The 11891-nt window shown below is 42.3% G+C and carries 10 protein-coding genes; 9 read left to right on the top strand and 1 reads right to left on the bottom strand.

Going from position 1 to position 11891, the window contains the following annotated elements; all coding sequences use genetic code 11:
- The first annotated feature begins 2 nt into the window (after positions 1 to 2).
- The 7 genes from IQ246_RS11235 to IQ246_RS11205 all read left to right on the top strand — a co-directional run bounded on the left by IQ246_RS11235 (position 3) and on the right by IQ246_RS11205 (position 7612).
- Entirely contained in the window at positions 3 to 554 is a 552-nt protein-coding gene (locus IQ246_RS11235) for a hypothetical protein (RefSeq protein WP_194002968.1), read from the top strand.
- 468 nt (positions 555 to 1022) lie between these two features.
- Positions 1023 to 2309, top strand: a complete 1287-nt coding sequence (locus IQ246_RS11230; RefSeq protein WP_244141993.1) for a condensation domain-containing protein — start codon at positions 1023 to 1025, stop codon at positions 2307 to 2309.
- Between the two features lie 23 nt (positions 2310 to 2332).
- Positions 2333 to 2482, top strand: a complete 150-nt coding sequence (locus IQ246_RS11225; protein ID WP_194003026.1) for a DUF5674 family protein — start codon at positions 2333 to 2335, stop codon at positions 2480 to 2482.
- On the top strand, positions 2482 to 2841 hold the full coding sequence (locus IQ246_RS11220; RefSeq protein ID WP_194002966.1) for a hypothetical protein: 360 nt from the start codon (positions 2482 to 2484) through the stop codon (positions 2839 to 2841). Before IQ246_RS11225 ends, IQ246_RS11220 begins: the two co-directional genes overlap by 1 nt.
- 916 nt (positions 2842 to 3757) lie before the next feature.
- Positions 3758 to 5869 (top strand): TIGR00300 family protein, encoded by a 2112-nt coding sequence (locus tag IQ246_RS11215; protein ID WP_194002964.1) that lies wholly within the window; start codon positions 3758 to 3760, stop codon positions 5867 to 5869.
- Positions 5870 to 6267: 398 nt separating this feature from the next.
- Positions 6268 to 6783 (top strand): DUF2085 domain-containing protein, encoded by a 516-nt coding sequence (locus IQ246_RS11210; protein ID WP_194002962.1) that lies wholly within the window; start codon positions 6268 to 6270, stop codon positions 6781 to 6783.
- On the top strand, positions 6773 to 7612 hold the full coding sequence (locus tag IQ246_RS11205; RefSeq protein ID WP_194002960.1) for an Rpn family recombination-promoting nuclease/putative transposase: 840 nt from the start codon (positions 6773 to 6775) through the stop codon (positions 7610 to 7612). The genes IQ246_RS11210 and IQ246_RS11205 overlap by 11 nt, the downstream gene beginning before the upstream one ends.
- Positions 7613 to 7760: 148 nt before the next feature.
- On the opposite strand, the gene IQ246_RS11200 is transcribed toward IQ246_RS11205, so the two are convergent.
- The gene (locus IQ246_RS11200; RefSeq protein WP_194002958.1) at positions 7761 to 9578 is read right to left on the bottom strand and encodes an N-acetylmuramoyl-L-alanine amidase; all 1818 of its coding nucleotides are present in this window, start codon (positions 9576 to 9578) and stop codon (positions 7761 to 7763) included.
- Positions 9579 to 9664: 86 nt separating this feature from the next.
- On the opposite strand from IQ246_RS11200, the gene IQ246_RS11195 reads away from it, so the two are divergent.
- Both IQ246_RS11195 and IQ246_RS11190 read left to right on the top strand, forming a co-directional pair.
- Complete coding sequence (locus IQ246_RS11195; protein WP_194002956.1) at positions 9665 to 11266, top strand: CTP synthase; 1602 nt, start codon at positions 9665 to 9667, stop codon at positions 11264 to 11266.
- A gap of 167 nt (positions 11267 to 11433) precedes the next feature.
- Positions 11434 to 11856 carry a hypothetical protein gene (locus IQ246_RS11190; protein ID WP_194002954.1) on the top strand — a complete coding sequence of 141 codons (423 nt, stop codon included), beginning with the start codon at positions 11434 to 11436 and terminating at the stop codon, positions 11854 to 11856.
- The last annotated feature ends 35 nt before the right edge of the window (positions 11857 to 11891 follow it).

Below are 11891 nucleotides of genomic sequence, written 5' to 3'. Positions count from 1 at the left end.
AAATGGCTGAGAATTGGATAAAAGAGGAAGTTGAACGTCTTTACGATCGCATTCGAGCCAAGATTGAACACGAAGACAACCTTGTCAATCAAAGAATAATGTGGATGATTACTTTACAGGGGCTATTATTTACTGCCTACGGCTTTTCCCTTAGTGCTGAAGCCACTTCATTATCTGTTTCAAGCTCCGATAAAATGTCGTTTATTTCGACATTAACAACACTACGTCAGGCGATGGTTGCAGTGGGTGTTGGATCATCTTTTGCTACATTACTGGGTGTGATTGCTGCTCATCGAGCAATTCGTGATGATGAGCGTACCTTACGCCGTGGGCAAGATAACTATAAATCTGCTCCAAAAACTTTTCCGAATCCGATTGGACGACGTGTCACAAATATAATAGGCATGATCTGTAGTTTAGCTTTTCCATTCCTTGGTGGAGTAGTTTGGATGTGGATAGGAAGATTGTTACCTAATCCTTTAATTGTTTTTATTGCGCTTTTTTTGATGTTTGTTATGGGCATAGTTCTATGGCCATTCATTGACTTTAAATAATTTCTATTTAAGCTTGACGTGAGTTCGACGGAACTAAAAAATGGCAGGAGGTAGTACAGATAAGTCTTTTGGGTAAATATCAATCGAAGGTTTTTTAGGCAAATAGGTATAAGCAGCTAAACCAGCCATCAAATTAACCAACACGGGGTTAATGGGGAGTTAAGCGTAACCGAAGGTGGTAGCAAAGTCGGTCAACAACTCTAGTAGGATTGATTAGCCTACGTTTGAGGGGTGTTGCACACTAAGACATTTATAGCCCTCTTTTTTTTTTGTCACTTTGGTAGAACCCAATCGATGAAAGCCTTTCAGAGACTGCATCTCCATGTTTTGGCTACAAACTTCAGTTACTGTTAGAAAATAAAGGCTCAAAATTCGACTACATCAAAGTTTCAGAATCTTGCTTCGATTATTGTTTTTTGAAAGTTACAAAAGAGCGATAGATAAGACACTACAATCCTTGTAATTGCCATGAATCGCATTCTTACAGCATCAGAACAGTTGATGTGGTTATCATACAACAACAGCCCGGAAAATGTTACCTTGTCAGTGACTATTAAAGGCTTATTTACCATTGATTTATTAACTGAAGCTCTGGCTTGGCTACAACTGAGGCATTCTCGGTTAAGAGTAAAAATAGTCACTAACAGTCAAAATCAGCCACAATTTTCTTTAGAAAATGTTCCGCCTATTCCACTACGAGTAATTGAGCGACAAGGAGAAGAACATTGGTGTCGGGAGATGGTAGAAGAATTACGTCACCCTTTGAATTGGAGTAAAGAACCCCTGCTGCGCGTATTGTTGCTGTACTCATCTGATATTTCTAACCTAATAATTACTTTTCATCATTGCATTGGTGATGGTCTATCAGGAGCTTATCTGATCCGAGATATCTTGCAATTTATTGGTGAACCAGACAACCCTCGTGAGCTTTTACCAGACTTGCCTCCTGTTGATGAAATTATCCCTGATATTACAAAAGATGTAGTTTTTGAAAACCTAAATGAGTCCAGAGATACCAAATCTATTTTAACAAAAACTTATCTAAATAAGCAGTCAAAAAATATTTCACCTTCCTTAGCAATTCGCCAGTTTCATTGGACGTTATCTTCAGTGGAAACTACTAAAGTTGTAGCTCGTTGTCGAGTAGAACAAACCTCTGTTCACGGGGCTTTGTGTGCTGCATTTCTTTTAGCGATTGCTGCTGAAGTCAAATCCTCTACTGAAATTATTCTTAGGTGTCAAACACCAGTAAATATCCGCAATTATTTGACAATACCCGTCAACGAAAATCTAGGTGAGTACATTGCTCGACCAGCCACCGCTCATCGATTAAGCCAGAAGACCGATTTTTGGGACTTAGCACGTGAAGTTAAATATAAGCTCAATCAAGTGGTAGCAGACGGAAAATTATTTGACGATGTACTAAAAGCAAGAGCCTTATTATCTAGCAACTCTAACAAAGGTGGAGAAACTTCAGATTTCAGAAAGCTAGGGGAGATAATAGATATTACAATTACTAATTTGGGAAATTTAAATATTAAACAGCAGTTTGGAAAAATACAGCTACAGGAACTTTATTTGATGGCTACGGGGTCAAAATCTCTACCACTTTTAATAGGTGTAGCAACACTCAAGGATAAGATGTGTTTTATTTGTCGTTACCAAGAGTCTCTTGTGCCTGATGCAAACGCCTACAACATAAAAAACACAGCTATGGAACAATTGCTTACTGCTGTAGAGCGACGAATTATTTGACCCAGGGCGAACACACGTTATTTATGAAACCCTTACTGGATAAGGATATTGACGAAAAAATTAAAATTATCAACATCCGCCCCAGTGAAAATAACCGTAGTATGATAATACAATCTCCCCAAATTCGAGAGCGAGTTAGCCAGATTACCAAGCAATTGCTAGGAGGATTGTAATGCCCAACTGGAGTACAATTGAAGCTAATTTTTCACAGATACCCCATGCACAACAGTTGGGAGAATTGGCATCTAGTTTGGCACGCCTTAAATCCTGGTTACACAATAGCGCTAACCGGGAAGTGGTTCCAGTGTTATTAGAAGAGGGCTTGTTATATTTGTCTTTAATACAAGGTGAAAGCCAAATTAACAGTGAATTAGATCAACTTCAAGGCTTACTGCAAGATTGGAAACGGAACTGGGTCAATATTTGGGGCAACTCAACAGAAACGGCAAATATTGCAGATGTCGCGTCTGCTTGGTCAAAGAAAGTTTTGGGTATGTCTGGTTTGCTGACCTCTCAATCGATGAGTGCATAGCTTTGAACAAGGCGATCGCTCTATCTAACACATAATTCCCGGCGTTCGCACTATTACCCCAGTACTCTACATAATCTTTTAGACGCGACCTATCCACATTCGCACGCTGCCCAAAGAACGGAATAATCCGATAATGGTACATCAGTGGGAAAGTGGCGATCGCCCCCTCTAATACCCAGTTGGTTGTCTTAATATGGGTCACGAGTTCACGGAAGACCCCAAAACCTGTGGAACCGAAGCCATAGTTACAGTAAGTCGGCAGGTTATAAAGGTTTCTGGTAGAGAACGGGTTGTCAAATTCGATATTTGTAACCGGAACACGTTTTACAAAGACCTTAGATTGTCCAAGAATTATGGCATGATTTAGCCCCCAACCCGTGCTCGACTCATTCGACTCACTATTGTCAAACACAGAACGCAATTGTGCATTGTCTAACTGAGCGATTTGTGAACTGAGCTTGAAGTATCTCTTTTTTCTAAGTTCTATATGATTCTTAGCCATTTTCCCCCGTCCAGCCACAGCATGAGAAACAATTTATCCCGCATTTATGGAACGCCGGAATTTTTACAGGATATTCTACAAGTTGGCTGATAACAGGATGAATCTCCTCTGGATCAGGGTTATCTTCAATCGTTATTGTTAGCTTTGCTATCTGAGTTATGAAAACTAAACGGCATTAGAATAACACGAAATTGTACTTTCAGACCTATGCCTGTTACCCCTCTTGCCATTTCGCCAGCTAGTTTATTTGTTCCCTTCAGTTTGTCTCTTAACAGTAATAGAATTAAGAACAAAGCCTTTGTAAAGCCTTCAACTATCAAGAGGTAGAGGTTTAGTAGCAGATTTTACAAATTGGAAAAACAAAAATCTGTATTCAAAACAACCTTGTAGCATCTAAACGCTCGTAAAATTTTTATGACTTCCCTGATTCGCTTTTTAATGTGTCCTCCTGACCACTATGATGTGGACTATGTGATTAATCCTTGGATGGAAGGGAATATTCACAAGTCATCGCGCGATCGCGCCGTCGAACAGTGGCAAGGACTACACTACATCCTCAAGCAACACGCCATTGTAGACTTAGTAACAGCCCAGAAAGGTTTGCCTGATTTAGTTTTTACCGCTAATGCTGGCTTGGTACTAGGAAAGAACGTCGTCCTCAGTCGCTTTTTACACAAAGAACGTCAGGGAGAAGAACCTTACTTTAAACAATGGTTTGAGGCAAATAATTACACAGTACATGAACTTCCCAAAGATCTGCCTTTTGAGGGAGCAGGTGACGCACTATTGGATCGGGAAGGACGCTGGCTATGGGCGGGATACGGTTTCCGCTCAGAATTAGATTCTCACCCCTATCTAGCCAAATGGCTGGATATTGAAGTGCTATCTCTGCGACTAATAGATGAACGTTTCTATCACCTAGATACCTGCTTTTGTCCCTTAGCAAACGGCTATTTGCTCTACTATCCAGGCGCTTTTGATTCCTACTCCAACCGCTTAATTGAAATGCGAGTCGCACCAGAAAAGCGCATCGCAATTGAAGAAGCTGATGCAGTCAACTTCGCTTGTAATGCTGTGAATGTAGACGGCATTATCATTATGAACAAGGCCAGTGATGCTTTGAAAGCACGCCTTGGAGATGTAGGTTTCCAAGTGATGGAAACGCCGCTTACCGAATTTCTCAAAGCTGGTGGCGCGGCTAAATGCCTCACCTTGCGGGTGACGGAACCAGTTAGGGATGAAGTTCATGCCAATGTCTCGGTAGAAAGCCGCGTCATTCGCATGGAAGGACACTTGCTGGATGCTGGTTTGATTAACCGCGCCCTGGATCTAATTGTGGACGCTGGCGGAAGCTTCCAAGTCCTGAATTTCAACTTGGGAGAACAGCGGCAAAGTACCTCAGCAGCCGAGGTAAAGGTGTCAGCACCATCTCATGAAGTGATGGAAGAAATCATCTCCCGGTTGATTGATTTAGGCGCAGTAAATTTACCCCAAGATGAGCGAGATGCCAAACTTGAGCCTGTGATCCAAGCTGGCGTAGCTCCCGATGATTTCTACGTTAGTACAATTTATCCCACCGAAGTCCGGATTTGTGGTCAGTGGGTGAAGGTGGAAAATCAACGCATGGATGGCGCGATCGCTATTACCCAAACTCCCAATGGGATAGTGGCAAGGTGTAAAATCTTACGGGATTTAGAAGTTGGCGAAGAGGTCATTGTAGACGTTTTAGGTATCCGCACCATCCGCAAAACTGAATCACGAGAACTACGCAATACTCAAGAATTCAGCTTTATGTCGGCGGGGGTTTCCAGCGAGCGGCGTGTGGAATTAGTCGTTGAACAAGTGGCATGGGAATTACGTAAAATACGTGATGCTGGTGGTAAAGTAGTTGTCACGGCTGGGCCCGTAGTCATTCACACAGGTGGCGGCGAACACCTAGCGCAACTAATTCGTGAAGGCTATGTACAGGCATTGCTAGGTGGTAATGCGATCGCTGTCCACGACATCGAGCAAAATATCATGGGGACTTCCTTGGGTGTAGATATGAAGCGGGGTGTAGCTGTCCGTGGTGGACACCGCCATCACCTCAAGGTAATTAATAGTATCCGCCGTTATGGCAGCATTCCCAAAGCTGTGGAGGCGGGAGCAATTAAAAGTGGCGTGATGTATGAGTGTGTTCACAATAACGTGCCTTTTGTGCTTGCCGGTTCTATTCGGGATGACGGGCCTTTACCTGATACCCAAATGGATTTAATTAAAGCACAGGAGGAATATGCCAAACACCTAGAAGGTACAGAGATGATTTTGATGCTGTCATCAATGTTGCACTCCATTGGAGTAGGAAATATGACTCCGGCTGGTGTGAAAATGGTGTGTGTGGATATTAATCCAGCTGTGGTGACAAAGTTAAGCGATCGCGGTTCTGTGGAATCGGTGGGTGTAGTTACAGATGTGGGATTATTCCTCAGTCTGTTGATTCAGCAGTTAGATAAGTTGACAAGTCCGTATATTGCTAAGGTAGGTTAAGAAAATCTCACGCAAAGCAGCAGATCTCAGAAATAATTGGGGTGGGAAATGCCCACCCTAGTGTTTTTTATTTTGTATAATTCAGTTAACTTTTTCAAAAAACAATAAGGCTGAAAGGTTTGCCGAGAATCGTGCTCAAAAACACAATTTTTGGATTAGCGATCGCATCATAGTTAACGCTATTATATATATCTGAATAGAGAAAAAATAAAATCCTGATAAGGCTTTAAAAAATCTCTCATTAGAGTAATAAAAGAGCGTTAAAAACCATTATTTATTCTTGCCCAAAAAAGTCAGTGTAAAGAAGGAGCGGGCTGATTTGTGGATACAGCATTTACTATTAAATATAAAATAAACTTATACACAGTCCAGAGATTTTAATTTTTCGAGAGCATTTTATGCAGAGAATTGTTTGTGCCATGCAGTTGCAATCTTCCAAAAATCTGAACTGGGTGAGTTTGATTGCCGATTTTATGCTAGCGGGGATGGTTTTTGGCCCGCCTATAGCTCCCTTTCTGGCTGCGTCTGGGGTGTTTTTGCTACCGGGTATTGCGAACATCATTTACTTCATGGGTAATCATGTATGTCCGCAACCAGATATGGGGTTAGATTTAGCACCCCCATTTATAATGGCTGTATGTATGCGTTGTTACGGCACTGTCACGGGTTTGCTGATTACTCGTCTGCTGTATGCTGCAACTGGTGGTAGAGGTTTTTACTGGTTAAAGCATTATGGCTGGAGTGGAACAGCGTTAGCTATTGTATTGATGATGGCTTATCCTCTGGAGTTGGCAGCGCAGGTTTTAGGTTTATGGAGTTTTAATAATTACGTGGTTACGCCTTTTGGGTTAATTACGGGTTTAGCCTGGGGTTTGTTTACGATGCCGATTTTACATGGTTGGCATGAAAACTGACTCTATTTTTTATCAGCTATTTCAAAACTTCCCCAGCATATTTTTTGAGTTAATTGGTGAATCTGCAACAACTGGTAATGCTTATAAATTCACATCAGTTGAAATTAAGCAAACTGCGTTTCGCATTGATGGTTTATTTTTACCTTCCATTGATTCTTCCAACCAACCAATATATTTTGTAGAAGTTCAATTTCAATCTGATTCGAGATTTTATTCACGCTTTTTTAGTGAAATATTTCTTTACCTGCGTCAATATGAATTACCTAATGATTGGCGTGCAGTTGTGCTGTATCCTAAACGCAGTATAGACCCAGAAGTGCACATACACTATCGCGGTCTGCTATTGACTCAGCAAGTACAACGCATTTATTTAGATGAATTAGGAGAAGACGCAGACTCTTCGCTAGGGATAGGTGTAGTAAAATTAGTTGTAGAATCAAAACAGAGAGCAACTGAAGAAGCACGACGATTAATCAACAAAGCTAGGCAAGAAATTGTTGATGAAACGGTCAAAAAGCAAATTATAGAATTGATAGAGACAATAGTTTGGTACAAATTACCCCAAATGACTCGTCAGGAGATAGCAGCAATGTTTGGATTAAGTGACTTAAAGCAAACCAGAGCATATCAAGAAGTCCGAGAAGAAGCCAAAGAGGAAATCAAAGAGGAAATCAAAGAGGAAATCAAAGAGGAAATCAAAGAAGAAGTTCTATCAGAAGCAATACCGCGATTGCTAGGATTGGGGTTGACTACTGAACAGGTAGCAGAAGCTTTGAGTTTGTCGGTTGAACAAGTAGAGCAAGCGAGAAATAAAAAAAGTTCTAATTGATGCAGCCCTATTAATTTGTTTTGTTGAGCAACTACTACACCCCACCCTAATATTACTAATGATGGCTTATCATTTGGAATTGACGGCTCAAGTTTTGGCTTATGGAGTTTTAAATTACAGACGTTTTTGTAAAATATATCTATAAGTTTTACCGCACACTGCCAAACCACTCAGTAATTCCTTTAGCGATCGCCTTTGCCATTCTCTTCTGTTCTTCTGAGTTCACCACTTGCTCAAATTCATCGGGATTGCTCATAAAACCTAATTCCAGCAACACCGATGGCGCTGCTGCTGGACGTGTTAACGCTAAGTTATTCCAAAACACACCATAAGAAGGTTTGTTTAGTTTTTTAACTACATAATTGTGCAAAAATATTGCTAGGTTATTGGCTTGGGGATGATACCAAAAAGCTCCAAATCCCTTAGTCTTTTCGGCATCGCCATCATCAGGTAGGGAGTTGTGGTGTATGGAAAGAGCGATCGCAGGTTCTTCTTTACTGATAATTTCTTGACGTTCTACCAGAGAAAGATCTTGATCATCTTCCCGCGTCATCACCACAGTTGCCCCTCGCTTCACCAACTCGTCGCGCAGCAACTTGGATACGACTAAATTGACATCTTTTTCTAAATATCCAGTCGGGCCACTGGCACCCGACTCTTTACCTCCATGCCCTGGATCAAGTACAATCTTAATGCCAGCTAAAGGCCTTCGTCTATTGTGCCCAATTGCAGGGCCGTGACGCAAAGCCAAAACCAGGGTTGTACCGTTGTATGTCAGCTTATATCCCCACTGTTGAGCTTTTTTGAGGTTGAAAGTATATTTGACTTGTTCTGGAGTTACCTGCTGCCAGTCTAGGCGAGAAATTAGAGGGTTATCATCCAGGCGAATAATGTCTGTTTGGGCAGTGGTATTGTAGAGAGTGAGAGTGAAAGTACGGTCATCTTGTTGCACGCTCACGGGTACAGGAACTTGTAACGGGAAAATCATCTCTGTTACACCAGGAAGTTGACGATATCCGATACTGCGAATTACTGTCCGTGGCGGAATCGCACCTGGTAAAAAGCGGGTTTCCTTGCTGTTAATCCAAGCGCCATAGTCTAGGCGTAACCATTCACCTTCCTTACCTGTAACTGTTGCCCTTGCCCCTTTCGGCAGTGGTGTAAGTCGAGAATAATCGGTACTGGGGCCAGTGCGAGCAACGCCTGACTCTGCTATCACCTCAGAAACTGGTAACTGTGCAGGTGAGAGGATTTGAACCTTGCCAGAGCCTGGTTGAGTTATCGTCTTGCCATTGAGGGTTAGTTGAAATTCCGGTTTACCCAAATCTACATTTTTGCCGGAATCCTGAACAACAGCACCGGAGATGGTATTGTTACCGTAAATTAGGGAACCAAGCTGTTGTGCAGTAGTGCAACCTTCGTACTTTCCTACGGTAGACTGGGCAGTAGGCTGATTCCGCCCCGTGAGGGCCGCCAAATTACTTGGCAGTTGCGCCTGTTGGGGTTGTGGCGAAAGGGCTACAGTTTGATGAGCCAGCTTGACAGATACACTGGCATTGGGGGGTGCGATCGCGCTAAAACAAATTAGTTCCCCTGGTAGTCTGGCAATGTCAGCTGCTGGAGTTAGGGAATCTTTGGCAAAGGCTAACCCATGCGGAAGCTCAGGCTGATTGGTAAGCCTTATCACCTTAATTTGAAGTTCTTGATTTTGGTGACGTACAGTAAACAGATTCTCTCCCAACTGCAAGGGGAAACTTGGGGAAAAATGACCAGTCTTGCTGCGGGTAATTGGCTTACCATTGAACAAAACTTGTCCATCAGGTGGTGCTGTTCCAAGAAAGAAGATTTGTTCCGCACTTGTCTGGTAGTTATTTTGGGGAAAAACAACTAAAACAGATGGCTCTGCCAATGCTACGGAGGAAGTGACAACACAGCCTAATACTACTAATCCTAAAATGTTTTTCACAGCCAAATCACATGAAGATTTCACCACAATGACTGTGGCACAATGACGAGATGTATTTTTAGAAGTCGCTAGAAATTAAAACTATTATGACTAAGTTTATCTTTGTAACTGGAGGTGTAGTTTCCAGTATAGGCAAAGGCATTGTAGCAGCAAGTCTGGGGCGTTTGCTCAAATCGCGCGATTATTCGGTATCGATTCTCAAACTCGACCCTTATATCAATATCGATCCAGGTACAATGAGTCCTTTCCAGCATGGGGAAGTGTTTGTTACCCAGGATGGCGCGGAAACAGATTTGGACTTGGGGCATTACGAACGCTTTACCGATACCTCAATGTCGCGATTGAACTGCGTTACTACTGGGGCGATTTACCAGGCAGTAATCAATAGAGAGCGGCGCGGCGACTACAATGGCGGCACTGTGCAGGTGATTCCTCACATCACCAACGAAATTAAAGAACGGATTTTGAGAGTCGCTAAAAGTACAAATCCATCAGTAGTAATTACAGAAATAGGCGGTACGGTAGGAGATATTGAATCACTGCCGTTTTTGGAGGCGATTCGGCAGTTCCGCAAGGAAGTGGGACGGCAAAATGTGTTGTACATGCACGTAACCCTAGTACCGTGGATTGCTTCTGCGGGTGAGATGAAAACTAAACCGACACAGCATTCGGTGAAGGAACTGAGATCCATTGGTATTCAACCGGATATTTTAGTTTGTCGGAGCGATCGCCCCCTACCCAAAGGATTAAAGCAGAAATTGTCGGGATTTTGCGATGTCCCAGAAGAATGCGTCATCACCTCCCAAGATGCTAAAAGCATCTATGAAGTACCGCTGAATCTGGAAAAGGAAGGAATGGCAGAGCAAGTGTTAAAATTGCTGCAAATGGAACAATGCCAACCAGATCTGACGCAGTGGCAAACCCTGGTACAACGTCTACATAGTCCCAAATACGAGGTAGAAATTGCCATCGTTGGTAAATATGTGCAGTTAGGTGATGCTTATTTATCTGTAGTAGAAGCCCTGCACCATGCGGCAATCTCCACTTGTGGCAAATTGAAACTGCGTTGGGTAAATTCAGAAAATTTGGAAACTGAATCAGCTGAAACCCATCTTAAAGGTGTTGATGGCGTCATTGTACCAGGAGGTTTCGGCATCCGGGGAGTAGACGGTAAAATTGCCGCTATTCAATATGCCCGCGATCGCCAAATTCCCTTCTTAGGTTTATGCTTGGGAATGCAATGTTCCGTAATTGAATGGGCAAGGCATGTAGCAGGATTAGCAGATGCTAACAGCGCTGAATTTGATACTTACACCACGGATCCGGTAATTAACCTATTGCCAGAACAACAGGATGTGGTTGATTTGGGCGGTACAATGCGTTTGGGACTTTATCCTTGCCGTGTGCTACCTGATACTTTGGCTTTTAAGCTCTATCAAGATGATGTGATTTATGAACGACATCGGCATCGATATGAGTTTAACAATGCTTATCGCGATCTGTTGTTAAAGTCTGGCTACGTTATTAGTGGCACTTCTCCCGATGGACGCTTAGTCGAAATTGTGGAATTACCTAACCACCCATTCTTTATTGCTTGCCAATTTCATCCAGAATTTCAATCTCGCCCAAGTACCCCTCATCCTCTATTTAAAGGGTTTATTCAAGCCGCGATCGCCCTTACTCTCTAAACCGAATGGCACGCTAAAGCCATTAGAAGTGCCTTACAAATAATACAAAATGCAAAATTACAAATTTTAAAAAATTTATTTTGTAATCATCAAAGCAATATTAATGAGGAAATGTTATGACTTACTGAGTGAAAATCATTCGTCAACTTCGGACTTGAGGAGATTCTGTGGCGTACTGGGTGAAAATCCTTTACGAGAGGAAAGAATATGTAGTAAATTTCGAGCGTGTCCATGCTTTTTGTTATGAACGCAACGGCAGGGTAACTTTTTGGCTACCCGACAGTGCTATTCCCATAGTGATTAACCCACAAAGTAATCTGGAAGACTACCAAAAAGTTCTGGATTATCTAGGATGCGTTACGGATTTAGAAATAGATCATGCCCACTGGGTGAAAATCAATTACGAGAAAAATGAATACGTAATTAACCTCAACTGCATCAGTTCTTTTTGTCAGGAAGCGAATGGCAGGATCACCTTTTGGTTGCCAGATGGCACTATCCCCATCATCATCAACCCTGTTAGTAATCCTGAATCCTATCAAAAAGTTTTGCAATTCATTAATAAAACAACTGGATATTCTTTGTCATGATAATTGGGCATGGGGCATTGGGCATGGGGCATGGG

This window comes from aff. Roholtiella sp. LEGE 12411 (assembly GCF_015206995.1).
Taxonomy (GTDB): Bacteria; Cyanobacteriota; Cyanobacteriia; order Cyanobacteriales; family Nostocaceae; genus Komarekiella.
This window is presented reverse-complemented; position numbering and strand designations above follow the sequence as displayed.

Excerpts from the sequence above, each read along its gene's own strand:
- IQ246_RS11235 (WP_194002968.1), top strand. The coding sequence starts at position 3 with ATGGCTGAGAATTGGATAAAAGAGGAAGTTGAACGTCTTTACGATCGC.
- IQ246_RS11230 (WP_244141993.1), top strand. The coding sequence starts at position 1,023 with ATGAATCGCATTCTTACAGCATCAGAACAGTTGATGTGGTTATCATAC.
- IQ246_RS11225 (WP_194003026.1), top strand. The coding sequence starts at position 2,333 with ATGAAACCCTTACTGGATAAGGATATTGACGAAAAAATTAAAATTATC.
- IQ246_RS11220 (WP_194002966.1), top strand. The coding sequence starts at position 2,482 with ATGCCCAACTGGAGTACAATTGAAGCTAATTTTTCACAGATACCCCAT.
- IQ246_RS11215 (WP_194002964.1), top strand. The coding sequence starts at position 3,758 with ATGACTTCCCTGATTCGCTTTTTAATGTGTCCTCCTGACCACTATGAT.
- IQ246_RS11210 (WP_194002962.1), top strand. The coding sequence starts at position 6,268 with ATGCAGAGAATTGTTTGTGCCATGCAGTTGCAATCTTCCAAAAATCTG.
- IQ246_RS11205 (WP_194002960.1), top strand. The coding sequence starts at position 6,773 with ATGAAAACTGACTCTATTTTTTATCAGCTATTTCAAAACTTCCCCAGC.
- IQ246_RS11195 (WP_194002956.1), top strand. The coding sequence starts at position 9,665 with ATGACTAAGTTTATCTTTGTAACTGGAGGTGTAGTTTCCAGTATAGGC.